The organism is Bradyrhizobium iriomotense (assembly GCF_018130765.1).
Classification (GTDB): Bacteria; Pseudomonadota; Alphaproteobacteria; order Rhizobiales; family Xanthobacteraceae; genus Bradyrhizobium; species Bradyrhizobium iriomotense_A.
This window is the reverse complement of sequence record NZ_JAFCJZ010000028.1, coordinates 102,783-116,723: the sequence shown is the minus strand read 5'-3', so window position 1 is coordinate 116,723 and position 13,941 is coordinate 102,783. Positions and strand designations below refer to the sequence as shown.

The following is a 13,941-nucleotide window of genomic DNA, read 5'->3' as shown; positions in this document are numbered from 1 at the left end:
TCACCTTCAAGAACGGCCTCGAATACTTCCATGCCGTCGCAGCAGGATGGAGCCTCAGAGATATGTGCATGCCCTAGGGCGAACGCCGGGACCCATACCGCGTGATCTATCGGTGGTGCGTGGTGCCAATCCCGAACGACCAGTCTTCGCCAAACACTACCCTGGGGTAATGGGTCCTGGCTTTCGCCAGGACGACACCGATTGTTGGGAACCTCCGGCGCAAAACGTCACAGGGAAACCTCTGGACAGTATTTATCCAACGGGTTAATTTCTCCTCACAACGAAGAAGACTGCCGGGAGTGAAAATTGGCCGAGCCGAAGCCACAGAATGCGATCTCCAAATTGCTGAATGCGGCCTGGGTTCGGCCGTTCTTGTTCCTGGTCTTCATCGTTGTCGCCTGGGATCTCGCGATCCGGCTGTTCAGGATCCCCGCCTACCAGATCCCGTCGCCGGCCGATGTCGTCGCGGTGCTGCGCACCGAATGGCCGGAGCTGCTGCGGCAGTCCTGGCCGACCACCTATGCGACCGTCTGCGGTTTTCTGCTGTCGGCGCTGTTCGGCATTCCCGTCGCGATGCTGATCGCGGGCTCGAAGACGGTGGAGAGCTACGTCTATCCGCTGCTGGTGTTTTCGCAGTCCGTGCCGAAGATCGCGATCGCGCCGCTGTTCGTGGTCTGGTTCGGCTTCGGCATCATTCCCAAAGTCATTTCGGCGTTTCTGCTCGGCTTCTTTCCGGTGGTCGTCTCCGCGGTGCAGGGTTTCAAGTCAGTCGACCCCGACATGGTCGATCTCGCCCGCGCCATGCAGGGCAGTCGCCTGCAGGTGTTTCGCGCGGTGAACCTGCCGCATGCGCTGCCGGCGATCTTCTCAGGCCTCAAGGTCTCGGTGACGCTCGCCGTGGTCGGCGCTGTCGTCGGCGAGTTCGTCGGCTCAAATTCCGGCATCGGCTACGTCATGCAGCGCTCGATCGGCACGTTCGACCTGCCGACGATGTTCGCGGCGCTGGTGATCCTGGCGCTGCTCGGCGTGGTCCTGTTCTGGATCGTCGACCGCATCGAGAAGCTGGTCATTCCCTGGCACGTCAGCCAGCGCGAAGACGTGATTTTCGCCTCTTAAACTCAAGCATCGATCGGCCACCAACGGCCGACGCAACAACGACAGGGAGAGTGACGATGAGGAAGTGGATTGGGGCTGCATCCGTGGCGCTGCTGGTGTTTGCGGCCATGCCGGCGCAGGCGGCCGACAAGGTCGTGCTGATGTTGAACTGGTATGTCTATGGCGAGCACGCGCCGTTCTATTACGGCAAGGCAAAGGGTATCTATGCCGCCGAAGGCATCGACCTCGAGATCCAGGAAGGCCGCGGCTCGGCCGCGACCACGCAGGCCGTCGCCGCCAAGACCGCCGATTTCGGCTATGTCGACGTGCCCACCATGATGCGCGCCGCGATCAAGGGCGCGCCGGTGGTTGCGACCGGCGTGCTGCTGCAGACCTCACCGATGTCCGCCATGGGCTTCGTCGACAAGAACATCAAGAAGCCGGAAGACATCAAGGGCAAGACGGTGGCGATCACGCCGGCTGATTCCATGACCCAGATCTGGCCGCTGTTCCTGAAGAAGACCGGCCTCAAGGAGAGCGACTTCCAGACGGTTGCCGGCGACGGCCAGACCAAGCTCAACGCGGTCATCAACGGCCAGGCTGACCTCTTGCTCGGCTACGTCATGGACCAGTCCATGAAGATCAAGGACGCCACTGGCAAGGACGTGTATCCGATCAAGTTCGCCGACTACGGCATCAACATGGTTTCCTCGGGCATTATCTCCAACGCCGACTACGTGAAGGCCAATGCCGATCTCGTCCGCCGCTTCATGTCGGCGACGACCAAGGCGGTCGAGGCCGCCGAGAAGGAGCCCAAGGCCGCCGCGCAGGCGATCCTCGATGCCAACCCCAAGGGCGGCAAGATCGACACGCTGACGCAGGGCTTTGAGCTGACCATTCCGCTCTACCGGACCGCTGAGACCAAGGCCAAGCGGCCGTTCCAGGTCACCGACCAGAACATGACCGAGACCGTCAACCTGCTGGTCGAATATGGCGGGCTCGATGCCAAGGCCAAGGAGAACCCGAAGGCCTTCTACACCAACGACTATCTGCCGAAGAGTGGGTCGTGAAAGCAGCGACAATCGTGAGCGAAACCGTGCAGCCGGCCGCGCATCTGAGACTGGTGAGCGACCGGGCCGGCGATGCGTCGGGCATCAAGCTGTCTGGCGTGTCAAAAACCTACCGGACGCGTGACGGCGATGTGCCGTCGCTGCGGCCGCTCGATTTCCATATCAATGACGGCGAGTTCTTCGTCGTGGTCGGCCCAAGCGGCTGCGGCAAGTCCACGCTGCTCAAGCTGATCTCGGGCCTCTTGCCGCCGACATCGGGCGAGATCCTGGTCGAGGGCGAGAAGGTGACGACGCCGCATGGCAATGTCGGCATCGTGTTCCAGAACGCGCTGCTGCTGCCCTGGCGCAACATCCTTAACAACGTCATGCTGCCGATCGACATGAAGCGGCTGCCGCGGCAACAATATCTCGATCGCGCCAAGTCGCTCTTGAGGTTGGTCGGGCTCGAAGGCTTCGAGAAAAAGCTGCCCTGGCAGCTTTCCGGCGGCATGCAGCAGCGTGCTTCGATCTGCCGCGCGCTGGTGCACGATCCCAAGATCATGCTGATGGACGAGCCGTTCGGTGCGCTCGATGCGCTGACGCGCGAGCGCATGAATGTCGAGCTGATGCGGATCCAGCGCGAGACGAAGAAGACGGTGCTGCTGATCACGCACTCGATTCCGGAAGCGGTGTTCCTCGCCGACCGTGTCCTGGTCATGACCGAGCGGCCCGGCGCGGTCGCCGCGATCTACGACGTGCCGCTGCCGCGTCCGCGCTCGCTCGACGTGATGGCCGATCCGGTCTTCACCGAGCTCGTGCAACGCATCCGCAAGCATTTCTTCTCGCAAGGTTCGTTGGACTAAAACCATGGCGCCGCGCCTGAAGCTGCGAGACATCGCCTTTTTCGAACGCCCCGTGCAGTTCGCGCGGCCGTTCCGCTTCGGCGCGATCACGATCAACGCGACGCCGCAACTGTTCGTGCGGGTCGAGATCGAGGTCGAGGGCAGGGGAAGCGCGGTCGGAGCCAGCGCCGAGCTGCTGGTGCCAAAGTGGTTCGACAAGCGGCCGGAGCTGTCGCCGGCGCAGACGGTCGACGGACTGCGACGATCGCTGGAGATCGCGCGCGGGCTTTATCTGGCGCGGACCGGATTCCAGACGGCATTCGATCTGCATGCTTCATGCATCGGTGCGCAGGTCGCGACCTGTGCGAAGAAGAATATTCCTGCGCTTGCGGCGGCTTACGGCCCCGCAGAGATCGACAAGGCGATCCTCGATGCGCTGCTGCGCGGCGTGGAGACCAACTTCTTTGACGGCATGGCCGGCAACGTCGCGGGCATCGATGCGCGGTTGTCTCCAGACTTGAGTGACGGCGATATCACGCGATTTCTCGTGCTCGCCAATCAGTATCGATCGGAACGCATTGCGATCCGCCACACTGTCGGCCTCGACGACAAGATCGAGGGAGATGGCGGCGTGGCAGATCCTAAGGAAAATACCGGCGCCCGCTATTTCAAGCTGAAGCTCGGCGGTGATCCCGATGCCGACGCCGCCCGGCTGATCCGTATAGGCAGTGAGCTGGCGACGCTGCCTTATGACTACAAGGTTACGCTTGATGGCAATGAGCAGTATGCGGACCTGGCGGCCCTTGGTGCACTGGTCGACCGGCTGGAGCGCGACGACGCGCTCAAGTCGATCTTTCGCAAGCTAATCTATATCGAGCAGCCGATGCCGCGCGACGTCACGCGTCAAACACCACTCGGTGACACCCTGCGTCGTCGTCATTTCATCATCGACGAGGCGGATGATTCCTATGACGCCTGGCCGACCGCCCATAAGCTCGGTTACGGCGGCATCTCCTCGAAATCCTGCAAGGGCATCTACAAGTCGATCGTGAACTTCACCCGCATCGCGAAACTGGATGAAGATGGAGCCGAGTGTTTCGTCACAGGCGAAGACCTGACCTGCCAGCCCGGTCTCGCCCTGCAACAGGATCTGGCGCTCGGCGCGCTGCTCTGCCTCGAACATGCCGAGCGCAACGGCCATCACTATGTCGACGGCTTTGGCGACACGCCGGCCACGGAGGCTGCGGCCTTCGCCGCCGCACACCCCGATCTCTATGCCGATGCCGGGCAGGGCATTCGCCTCAAGATTCACAACGGCGATCTCCTGACGGGATCGCTTCATGCAACGGGCTTTGCGACGTCGGTCCATCCGGACTGGTCGGCGCTCCGTCCGCTCGAACAGCCAAATTCACTTCAGGAGCAATTGGCATGACTACCCAACGCCTCGGCCTCATCATGAACGGCGTCACCGGCCGCATGGGGCTCAACCAGCATCTGATCCGCTCGATCGTCGCGATCCGCGAGCAGGGCGGCGTCCGCCTGAAGAACGGCGACCGCGTGATGCCCGATCCGATCCTGGTCGGCCGCAGCGCCGAGAAGGTCGAGGCGCTCGCCAAGCGCTACAACATCACGCGCTGGACCACCGATCTCGATGCGGCACTGGCCGACAAGAACGACACCATGTTCTTCGACGCCGCGACCACGCAGGCGCGCCCCGGTCTGCTGACCCAGGCCATCAATGCCGGTAAGCACGTCTATTGCGAGAAGCCGATCGCGACGAATTTCGAGGAAGCCGTCGAGGTCGTGAGGCTCGCCAATGCCAAGGGCGTCAAGCACGGCACGGTGCAGGACAAGCTGTTCCTGCCGGGCCTGAAGAAGATCGCCTTCCTGCGCGACTCCGGCTTCTTCGGCCGCATCCTCTCGGTGCGCGGCGAGTTCGGCTATTGGGTGTTCGAGGGCGGCTGGCAGGAAGCGCAGCGGCCGTCGTGGAATTATCGCGACGAGGACGGCGGCGGCATCATCCTCGACATGGTCTGCCACTGGCGCTACGTGCTCGACAACCTTTTCGGCAATGTCCAGAGCGTGGTCTGCATCGGCAACACCGACATCCCCGAGCGGTTCGACGAGCAGGGCAAGAAGTACAAGGCGACGGCGGACGATTCCGCCTACGCGACCTTCCAGCTCGAGGGCGGCATCATCGCGCACATCAACATGTCCTGGGTCACGCGCGTCTATCGCGACGACCTCGTCACCTTCCAGGTCGACGGCACGCTCGGCTCGGCGGTCGCGGGCCTCACCGACTGCATGATCCAGGCGCGGCAGGCGACACCCCGTCCGGTGTGGAATCCCGACGAGAAGCGGCTGCATGATTTCTACGGCGACTGGCAGAAGCTGCCGGACAATGTCAGCTACGACAACGGCTTTAAGGAGCAATGGGAGATGTTCATCCGCCACGTCTACGAGGATGCTCCTTACAAGTTCACGCTGCTCGAAGGTGCCAAGGGCGTGCAGCTCGCCGAATGCGCGCTGAAGAGCTGGAAGGAGCGGCGCTGGATCGACGTCGCCCCGATCAAGGTCTGAGGAGGGGGCGATGAACAAGCCCGTCCAACCCATGTCGTCATTGTCGCTCAAGCTGCCCAAAGCCGATCGCTCGATCGAGACCTATCGGCTCGCGGCCTCGCGCACGTTCCCCGCAAAGCTCGAGGGACCGCTGAACCGCATCGCCTTCTCGGCCGTGCACACGGTTGCCGATCCCTTGGCGGACAACGACCCCTGGCTTTCGGTCGCCGTCGACTGGGACAAGACCATTGCCTTCCGCGAGCATGTCTGGGACCTCGGCCTCGGCGTTGCCGAAGCCATGGACACCGCGCAGCGCGGCATGGGGCTGGACTGGCCGACTTCGCTGGAGCTGATCACGCGCTCGGTCGGCGCCGCCAAGCGGCGCAACGCGCTGGTGTTCTCTGGGGCGGGTACCGATCACCTTGCGGTCGAGGATGCCAAGAGCCTCGATGACGTGATCCGCGCCTATGAGGAGCAGATCTCGGCGGTCGAGAAAGTCGGCGGCCGCATCATCCTGATGGCGTCGCGCGCGCTGGCAAAGCTCGGCCGCAACGCCGACGACTACGCCAAGGTCTATGACCGCGTGCTGTCGCAGGTCCGTGAGCCCGTGATCATCCACTGGCTCGGCGACATGTTCGATCCGGCGCTGACGGGCTATTGGGGCACCAAGGACCTCGACAAGGCGATGGATACGGCGGTGGCCATCATCAACGGCAACGCCGCCAAGGTCGACGGCGTCAAGGTGTCGCTGCTCGACAAGCAGCGCGAGATCGACATGCGCCGCCGCCTCGACAAGCGCATCAAGATGTACACCGGCGACGACTTCAACTATGCCGAACTGATTGCCGGCGACGAGCAGGGTTTCTCGCACGCGCTGCTCGGCATCTTCGATGCCATTGCGCCGGCGGCGTCCTACGCGCTGTCGCGGTTAGCTGCCGGCGACGAGGCTGGCTTCCACGACGTGCTGGGCCCGACCGTGCCGTTGTCGCGTCACATCTTCAAGGCGCCAACGCGCTTCTACAAGACCGGCGTGGTGTTCATGGCCTATCTCAACGGGCACCAGGATCATTTCACCATGGTCGGCGGTCAGGAGAGCACGCGCTCCACATTGCATCTGGCCGAGTTGTTCCGTCTGGCTGACAAGGCCGGCCTGCTGGCCAACCCCGAACTCGCGACGCGGCGGATGAAGACCGTGCTCGCCACCCACGGTATCGAATCCTGATGCGTGATTTCTCGTCCGACCACCGCTGGCTGTCGCTGAACACGGCGACCGTCCGCAAGCAGGGTGATCTCGTCGAGATCATCGAGGCCTGTGCCAGGCACGGCATCCGCGCCATCGATCCCTGGCGCGACCAGGTCGCGGCCGTCGGCCTCGATCGCGCCGCGCGCGCGGTGCGCGAGGCCGGGCTCGATCTCTCAGGCTATTGCCGCGGCGGGATGTTCACCTCGGATGCCTCGCGTCGCGGCGAGGTGCGTGACGACAACCGGCGCTGCGTGGATGAAGCCAAGGCGCTGGGCGCGCCGTGCATCGTGCTCGTCGTCGGCGGCCTGCCGCAATATTCGCGGCCCGGCAGCGAGGCATCGAAGGACATTCTGGCCGCGCGCGGGCAGGTCGAGGAAGCGCTCGCCGACATGCTCGACTACGCGAGGCAGGCAAACCTGCCGCTGGCCATCGAGCCCTTGCATCCGGCCTATGCCGCCGACCGCGCCTGCGTGAACACGACAAAGCAGGCGCTGGATATCTGCGACCGGCTCGATCCTGATCGTACCGGCATGCTCGGCGTCGCCCTCGACGTCTATCACATCTGGTGGGATCCGGAGCTGATGGGCCAGATCGCACGCGCCGGCAAGGATCGCCTGCTCGCCTTCCACGTCTGCGACTGGCTGGTGCCGACAAAAGACATCCTCAATGACCGCGGCATGATGGGCGACGGGGTCATCGACATCAAATCGGTGCGTCAGGCGGTCGAAGCGCAGGGCTTCGCCGGCTATTCGGAGATCGAAATCTTCTCGAACGAGTGGTGGGGCAAGCCCATGGACGAGGTGCTTCGCACCTGCATCGAACGGCATAGAACGGTGGTTTAGTTAACACGAGCGCGGCACCTCATGGTCTTGCGACCTGTTGCAGCGTGTTGAAGGGCAGCCTTCTGCTCGCTCTCAGCGTCAGAACGGACGTTGGTCGAATTTCCTGCCAGCTCGACCCGGCCGCGAATGACCGGAGGCCGACATGCGCGAAGCGCCACGATTGACAGGGATAGCGAGCGCGTTCCCTCGTTCCCCGAATCGAGAGAACGCTCCGACAAGCACTTTGGACGCGACCGAACCGTGCAGCAGATGTGATCCTCTACGAGTGCAGCGGTCTGATGTTCTGGTTCATGTGGAAGAAGTTCGTCGGATCGTACTTGGCCTTCAAGGCGACGAGGCGGTCGTAATTGTCGCCGTAGGTGGCCCTAAGTCTGCTGTCGTCTCCATCCTCCATCATGAAATTCACATAGCCGCCGTCGGCCGAGTAAGGATGCACGGCCTCCCAATAGCCCTTGGTCCAGCGCGTGATTTCGCCTGCTTTTTGCGGATTGGGATCGATGCCGGCGATGACCATCGACCAGGTCGCGTCGCGCGTGTTCCAGGCGGTGTCGCTCTTGCCGACGCGATGGACGGCGCCATCGATCGGATAGAGATGCATGAGCGACAGCGCGCTCGGTGCTTTCCGGGCTTGCTCGATATGGGCGTCAATTGCTTCGTCGGTCAGTTCTTTCACGAAATCGCCGCGCCAGTACCACTGCAAGCCTTTCGGGAAGAATGGATCGAACATGGACTGGAGCGCCGGATAGGGCATTTCGCCCATCCAGTTGAAGAGCGGCGGGGGCAGCTCACCGAGCAACCCCGCTATGACCGCCTTGCCGTCTTCTGTCGGACCATTGTAGCAGGCAATGATGGCGCAGGCACGTTTGCCCTGATGATCCGGCGGGAAGGGGTCCATCGGCGGAACGGTCTTCAAGCCGACAAAGGCCCCGAGCTCCTCGGGAGCGCTGCGGAGGAAATCCCTGTACTTCTGCATCACGGTCCGGGCATCTTCGAGATCCCAGAAGATCGGACCGGCATAGACCATCTTCACAGGATGAGCCTGGAACAGGAAGCTCGTGACGATGCCGAAATTGCCGCCGCCCCCGCGCAGGCCCCAGTAAAGGTCTGCGTTCTCCGACTTGTTGGCGGTGACGATGCGTCCATCGGCGAGCACGACATCTGCCTCAAGGAGATTGTCGATGGTGAGGCCGTGCTTGCGGGTGAGGTATCCGGTGCCGCCGCCGAGCGTAAGGCCGGCGATCCCTGTGGTCGAGACAATGCCGGCCGGCACGGCAAGCCCGTAGATATGCGTGGCGTGGTCAACATCGCCTTGCGTGCAGCCGGGACCGGCGCGGACGGTACGAGCGCCGGGATCGACCCGCACGCCTTTCATCATCGACATGTCGATCATCAGTCCGTCTTCGACACTACTAAGGCCCGGCCCATTGTGGCCGCCTCCGCGGATCGCGACCTGGACATCATTGTCCCTTGCAAAATTGACCGCGGCGACGACGTCAGCGACGTCGGTGCATCGCGCAATCATCATCGGACTCTTATCGATCATTCCGTTGTAGAGGCTCCGTACGGCGTCATAGTCGGCATCCATTCGCCTGATAACCGGGCCGCGCATATTGCCGATGAAGGTTTCGGTGGCCATGCTCTGCATGATGTCCTCCTATCCCACCCATGATCGGTCATTGGGTCGGAGGTTGCTCGCAGGGCTCCTCGAGCGTTCTCCGCCCGTTTTGAAAACGTAGATCAAGCGCGGCCCGATAGCCATCGCAAATCGACAACGCGTATGCGTCCGGCAACCGAACGACAAGCCGCGTGCCCGCTCAAGGGGCCATGCCACTTTACTGCCGCCCCGTGCGGCTATACCGACGCGAAGTCCTGGCTGTGCCGCTGCGCACACTTGGAAATTCAGCGATCGATAAGTGCTACGGCCTCCTGTTCCGCGGCAGGTGCAGCTTCATTGGTCCGCACAAATACAAAACGGGATACCACGGAGATCTGTGCGTCGGGGCTGCCATCCTGGCCGATGAGAATTAGCCCCGCTCCGCCATTGGCTACATTCAAGATGACAGGGGCACCCTTCCACGTTCTGATTGGCTCCATTCCGATGATGAGAAACTCACCGATCGGCTGGTCAAAATATTGAAGTCTCAGCTGTGGCCCGACTTCTGCCGCCGCAAGTCCGAAACCCAGCTGTTTGGCGCGCGCATAAATGTCCGCCAGCGACGCAGTATCGGTCTGAAAGCCGAGTTCGGCTGCCGACACCGCAAAAAGCTCTACGTTCGTTTTCGCGCCGCGAAGGGTAAAGGTCGGCCGTGCGAGAATTTCGCCAGCCGAGTTTCCGATACCGCAACCTACCGCATCCAATGCGTTACCGAGGGCAAAGAAATTTGCAAACGTCCCGATTGTGATCGTCTTCCACACCGGGACTTCGACGGCGGATTTGATCGGGATTTGCGGCCTGTCGGCTGACGGAGCTTTCTTGAGCCTGAGCTGGTTCTGCAGGACATCTCGAGCCCTGCATTGAGCGCTGGCTTCGCTCACAAATAGGAGAGTGCAAGCGGTACAGAGCAGCGCAACAATGTGAATTCCACAGCGGCGCCATCCTGGCGAATGACACTGTATGGTATCGCAATTGACTCTCTTGCCAGATGTTCGGTCCATAACGGACCTCTTCTGCGCTCATGCAGCGCCAAAAAATTAAACTCTCACTTCACAATGGTCGGGCCGGTACAATGGTCGGGCCGGTACAATGGTCGGGCCGGTTCACGGCAGAAAAGCCGTCGTTCTCGCAAGCTTATAGGGTTTTGTCCCGGAAATCCCGAAAAAGTTCAGCGACGATGACGCCGGATGACGAACGCAAGATAGGTCAGCGTGGGTGCACGTCTTACGAAGCGGCCAGCTGGTGCGGGTCAGCGAGCTAGGAGTACCACCAATGATGAGGTGGACTGCCATCAGCTTTCAGGCAGAATGTCTTTATCCCGATGCCGGAGCCTCGCCACAGTCTGTGCCAGATCGGATGTGGTGATCAGTGGCATCAACGATCAGCAGGTAGGGCGGATGTACCCATTGCCTGTTGATCTTGAATGGCCCCGACGTGCAATCGTCGGGGCCATTGCTGTGATCGGCGTGACCGGGCTGGCGAGCTTTGCCGAAGGCCTCAGCGCGCTTTATTTCGGCGAAAAAGAAGGCACTCTTGAGCGCTCGATCTCTCGACACATCGAGGAAAAGTCAGACGATTGCGCTATCATCGATTCACCGTCAAACACCGGGCTATCACTCGTCAATTCGATCTGCGAAGCTGTGACAACACAAATGCGCTTGCAGAACAAGCAAGCGCGAAGGGAGGTCCGCAGTGGATAAGGTGCGACGCTTGCGTGCGATGAGCTCACTGTGCCGCCAACAGGCCGCGTACAACAGCATGAACAAGTGGAAGCTGCTCGCAGAAGCAGAATACTGGGATCATCTGGCCGAACTTGCGTTGTCTTCTCACTTCCAACAATGCAACGCGATCACAAGCACGAATGATGTTGAGCCGAAGACGATTTCCGCTTGAGGTCGGAAACGAGGCTGTCGCTTGCGTGACGTGCCGCTGCACTCGCACGGAGAGTGCGCGGCAGGGACATGCATGGTCTCGTCGAGCCTTGAAGCAGGACGACTAAGGCCTGGACCCATTCGCGCCGAGCCATGGTCCGATCGTGCAGGCACGGGCGAGGCGTAGGCAATCGTAGGTCCGCTCGGTACCGTAAGGCGGGTCGTTCAGGATCAGCAGAACGTGCACGGGCTTTGGCTTTTCCAACGAAGGGAGATTGAGGAGACGCGCCGAGTTATTCGCCGAGAACGCGTCGCCGGTCCTCGAACTCCGCCTTGTCGATCTCGCCGCGCGCAAAGCGCTCCTTGAGAATATCGAGCGGTGTCCGAGCGGGCGGAGACTGGTGCGGTGGGTATGTCCCCGGCCACGGGCCGCCCAGCCAGCGCGCCAGGACAACCGCGAGGGCAACGAGGACCGCGAGAAACAGGATCATGAACAGCGGGCCGAAGATCATGGCGTATCCTCCTCCGCCCCAACCCATCATGTGCGGACCCCAACCGTCGTAGCGTTCGGTATTCGACGGCGCCTGCGCCCATGCTGCTTCCGGAATGAGCGAAAGAGCTGCGATCACTTGGACCAAGACTTTCTGCATCGGCTTGCTCCATCGTTGAAGAGACCCGACTCTACTCCGCCGGCCGGCTCTCTTTTTGCGGGAGGTCAATCGAATCCGGGGCGCGTTCTCGCATCGACACCGCTACGACGGCGCCGGAAATGAACGTCAGGACGGCGATCGAGATTATGGCCGCCGAAAGTCCGAATCGATCCGCGATGATGCCGGCCGATAGCGCCCCGATCGCGTAGCCGAGATCGCGCCAGAAGCGGTAGACGCTGAGCGAGCGTGCGCGCCAGCTTGGATGCGAGGCATCGGATACGGCGGCGATCAAGCTCGGATACACCATGGCGGTGCCAAGTCCGAGCAGGAGGCTGCCGACGAGCCACCACTCGAAATGACCGGTCGCCCCAGTCAGTAGCAAACCCGCGGCCTGGACCCACATACCGGCTACGATCAGGCCCTTGCGGCCCCAGCGGTCGGACAGAGGACCCGTGGCGACCTGGAGGATGCCCCACGTCGCCGGATAGACGGCCTTCAATATGCCGATCCGATCGACGGCCAGACCGAAGGAGGCGAAAAACAGCGGGAAAATGCCCCAGCTCATGCCGTCGTTGAGGTTGTTCACCAGCCCCGCTTGCGACGCGGCGAACAGATTCCGATCCCCGAACGACGTGAGGACGAAGATCTCCCGGAAGTTGATCGGAGACGCCTGACGCGCATGCGCCGCAGTCTCCAGCCGGACGTGCTCGCGCGTGTCGCGCACCAGCAGGATCGAGAGCGCGGCGCCGAAGATCGCATAGGCCACACCGAGGTAGATCGGCGCCGGCCGCAGCCCGTACTCCGACGCAAGATATCCGGTGAGATAGGCCGTCACGCCGACCGCGAGATAGCCGGCGAACTCGTTCAGGCCTACCGCCAAGCCGCGCGATTTCGGTCCGACGAGATCGATCTTCATGATCACGGTCATCGACCAGGCAAGGCCCTGGTTGATCCCGAGAAGGGCATTGGCGGCAACCACCCATTCCCAGCTTGGCGCCCAGATGATCATGAAAGGCACCGGAAGACCGACGAGCCATCCGAGGATCAGAACGGACTTGCGTCCCCAGGCGTCGGCGAGCTGGCCTGAGATCAGGTTGGCGCACGCCTTCACGACGCCGAAGCTGACGATGAAGGAGACGACAAGAGTTGTGGAGCCGATCTTGAACTCCTCGGCACCGATTAGCGGCACGACGGTTCGTTCGATTCCGACCATCCCGCCCACGAAGGCGTTGATGAGGACGAGGAGAGCGAACTGTGGCCAGTTTTCCGTCAGCCCTAACTTGACCGAAGGCGGGCCTCCCGGGGCAGCTACCGCGTCGCTCATGGCATCAGGCCGCGGCGGCCGTGACGCCTGAATTGGCGGCCCTGATCTTCGCGGCTTCCGGCGGCGCCGGCGGAATCTCGGCGACCATGAACCGAACAAACTCGGCTTCGTCCTCGATCGCGAACGCTTGATTGTGCCGCTTCTCGAAGCCGATGGTCGACCATGGTTTCCCGCTCAGCCGGCGACCGCAGACCGATCCTGCATAGGCGCCGGGTAGTACCTCGACATAGTCCGGCAGGCCCTTCAGCTTGCACACGCTGCGAAACAGTTGTTTTGCGCCTTCTTCGGCGCTGACAGCGAGTTCGGTACGGCCGAGATCCCCGACCATCAGGGTGTGGCCGGTCAGGACGAACCAGGGTTCGTCGGCGCGCGTCCGATCCGTCACAAGAATGCAGATGTGCTCGGGCGTGTGGCCTGGCGTGTGGAGAATGGTCGCTGTGACGTTGCCGAGCGGAAGGACTTCGCCGTCGCTCACACCTTTAAACGGAAACGACACGCTCGTGGCCGACGAGAGCACGTAGGGTGCCCCTGCCGCCTCGGCGAGAGCCCGGCCCGCCGAGAGATGGTCGGCATGAACATGCGTATCGATGACGAAGTGAATTCGCATGCCGGCATTGTCGGCGGCTTGCAGATAGGGCTGGATATCGCCGACAGGATCTACGACCGCGCCGGTTGCCTTGCCGCCGCAGCCGAAGAGGTAGGAGATGCCGACGGGATCGCTATGCAAGAATTGGCGCAGGATCATGGGCTTGCACTCCTCTCTGAGAGCAGCTAGATTTACATTCAATCAATCTGCTGAATGATATATTCAG

At 62.0% G+C, this 13,941-nt stretch carries 14 protein-coding genes; 9 read left to right on the top strand and 5 right to left on the bottom strand.

Going from position 1 to position 13,941, the window contains the following annotated elements; translation table 11 throughout:
- The first annotated feature begins 306 nt into the window (after positions 1 to 306).
- The 7 genes from JQ635_RS34370 to JQ635_RS34340 are packed head-to-tail and all read left to right on the top strand — an operon-like array spanning position 307 to position 7,630.
- Entirely contained in the window at positions 307 to 1,116 is an 810-nt protein-coding gene (locus JQ635_RS34370; RefSeq protein WP_211414202.1) for an ABC transporter permease, read from the top strand.
- A 56-nt stretch (positions 1,117 to 1,172) separates the two neighbouring features.
- Positions 1,173 to 2,165: an ABC transporter substrate-binding protein gene (locus JQ635_RS34365; RefSeq protein WP_211414201.1), complete on the top strand. Its 993-nt coding sequence runs from the start codon at positions 1,173 to 1,175 to the stop codon at positions 2,163 to 2,165.
- Entirely contained in the window at positions 2,162 to 3,007 is an 846-nt protein-coding gene (locus tag JQ635_RS34360; protein ID WP_211414200.1) for an ABC transporter ATP-binding protein, read from the top strand. The genes JQ635_RS34365 and JQ635_RS34360 overlap by 4 nt, the downstream gene beginning before the upstream one ends.
- Positions 3,008 to 3,011: 4 nt before the next feature.
- Positions 3,012 to 4,418 carry a hypothetical protein gene (locus JQ635_RS34355; protein ID WP_211414199.1) on the top strand — a complete coding sequence of 469 codons (1,407 nt, stop codon included), beginning with the start codon at positions 3,012 to 3,014 and terminating at the stop codon, positions 4,416 to 4,418.
- A complete protein-coding gene (locus tag JQ635_RS34350; protein ID WP_211414198.1) occupies positions 4,415 to 5,566 on the top strand; it encodes a Gfo/Idh/MocA family protein in 1,152 nt (383 codons plus the stop codon). Before JQ635_RS34355 ends, JQ635_RS34350 begins: the two co-directional genes overlap by 4 nt.
- A 10-nt stretch (positions 5,567 to 5,576) precedes the next feature.
- Positions 5,577 to 6,767: a dihydrodipicolinate synthase family protein gene (locus tag JQ635_RS34345; RefSeq protein ID WP_211414197.1), complete on the top strand. Its 1,191-nt coding sequence runs from the start codon at positions 5,577 to 5,579 to the stop codon at positions 6,765 to 6,767.
- Complete coding sequence (locus JQ635_RS34340; RefSeq protein ID WP_211414196.1) at positions 6,767 to 7,630, top strand: sugar phosphate isomerase/epimerase family protein; 864 nt, start codon at positions 6,767 to 6,769, stop codon at positions 7,628 to 7,630. Before JQ635_RS34345 ends, JQ635_RS34340 begins: the two co-directional genes overlap by 1 nt.
- 259 nt (positions 7,631 to 7,889) lie before the next feature.
- Here the strand turns inward: JQ635_RS34340 and JQ635_RS34335 are convergent, their stop codons facing one another.
- Positions 7,890 to 9,275: an FAD-binding oxidoreductase gene (locus JQ635_RS34335; protein ID WP_211414195.1), complete on the bottom strand. Its 1,386-nt coding sequence runs from the start codon at positions 9,273 to 9,275 to the stop codon at positions 7,890 to 7,892.
- Between the two features lie 254 nt (positions 9,276 to 9,529).
- A complete protein-coding gene (locus JQ635_RS34330) occupies positions 9,530 to 10,285 on the bottom strand; it encodes a hypothetical protein (protein ID WP_211414194.1) in 756 nt (251 codons plus the stop codon).
- Between the two features lie 360 nt (positions 10,286 to 10,645).
- Between JQ635_RS34330 and JQ635_RS34325 the strand changes: the two genes are divergently transcribed.
- Positions 10,646 to 10,984, top strand: a complete 339-nt coding sequence (locus JQ635_RS34325) for a hypothetical protein (RefSeq protein ID WP_211414193.1) — start codon at positions 10,646 to 10,648, stop codon at positions 10,982 to 10,984.
- On the top strand, positions 10,977 to 11,177 hold the full coding sequence (locus JQ635_RS34320) for a hypothetical protein (RefSeq protein ID WP_211401755.1): 201 nt from the start codon (positions 10,977 to 10,979) through the stop codon (positions 11,175 to 11,177). The genes JQ635_RS34325 and JQ635_RS34320 overlap by 8 nt, the downstream gene beginning before the upstream one ends.
- Before the next feature lie 271 nt (positions 11,178 to 11,448).
- On the opposite strand, the gene JQ635_RS34315 is transcribed toward JQ635_RS34320, so the two are convergent.
- From JQ635_RS34315 to JQ635_RS34305, 3 genes are read right to left on the bottom strand one after another with little or no spacing between them, the layout of a single operon-like run.
- Positions 11,449 to 11,805, bottom strand: coding sequence for an SHOCT domain-containing protein (locus JQ635_RS34315; RefSeq protein WP_246583942.1), 357 nt, complete (start codon positions 11,803 to 11,805; stop codon positions 11,449 to 11,451).
- Between the two features lie 31 nt (positions 11,806 to 11,836).
- Positions 11,837 to 13,129 carry an MFS transporter gene (locus tag JQ635_RS34310; RefSeq protein WP_211414192.1) on the bottom strand — a complete coding sequence of 431 codons (1,293 nt, stop codon included), beginning with the start codon at positions 13,127 to 13,129 and terminating at the stop codon, positions 11,837 to 11,839.
- Positions 13,130 to 13,133: 4 nt separating this feature from the next.
- Positions 13,134 to 13,874 carry an MBL fold metallo-hydrolase gene (locus JQ635_RS34305; protein ID WP_211414191.1) on the bottom strand — a complete coding sequence of 247 codons (741 nt, stop codon included), beginning with the start codon at positions 13,872 to 13,874 and terminating at the stop codon, positions 13,134 to 13,136.
- Positions 13,875 to 13,941: the final 67 nt, after the last annotated feature.

Coding starts and splice junctions, on each gene's coding strand:
- JQ635_RS34350 (WP_211414198.1), top strand. CDS start 4,415: ATGACTACCCAACGCCTCGGCCTCATCATGAACGGCGTCACCGGCCGC.
- JQ635_RS34355 (WP_211414199.1), top strand. CDS start 3,012: ATGGCGCCGCGCCTGAAGCTGCGAGACATCGCCTTTTTCGAACGCCCC.
- JQ635_RS34330 (WP_211414194.1), bottom strand. CDS start 10,285: ATGGACCGAACATCTGGCAAGAGAGTCAATTGCGATACCATACAGTGT.
- JQ635_RS34315 (WP_246583942.1), bottom strand. CDS start 11,805: ATGCAGAAAGTCTTGGTCCAAGTGATCGCAGCTCTTTCGCTCATTCCG.
- JQ635_RS34335 (WP_211414195.1), bottom strand. CDS start 9,275: ATGCAGAGCATGGCCACCGAAACCTTCATCGGCAATATGCGCGGCCCG.
- JQ635_RS34305 (WP_211414191.1), bottom strand. CDS start 13,874: ATGATCCTGCGCCAATTCTTGCATAGCGATCCCGTCGGCATCTCCTAC.
- JQ635_RS34340 (WP_211414196.1), top strand. CDS start 6,767: ATGCGTGATTTCTCGTCCGACCACCGCTGGCTGTCGCTGAACACGGCG.
- JQ635_RS34310 (WP_211414192.1), bottom strand. CDS start 13,129: ATGAGCGACGCGGTAGCTGCCCCGGGAGGCCCGCCTTCGGTCAAGTTA.
- JQ635_RS34345 (WP_211414197.1), top strand. CDS start 5,577: ATGAACAAGCCCGTCCAACCCATGTCGTCATTGTCGCTCAAGCTGCCC.
- JQ635_RS34365 (WP_211414201.1), top strand. CDS start 1,173: ATGAGGAAGTGGATTGGGGCTGCATCCGTGGCGCTGCTGGTGTTTGCG.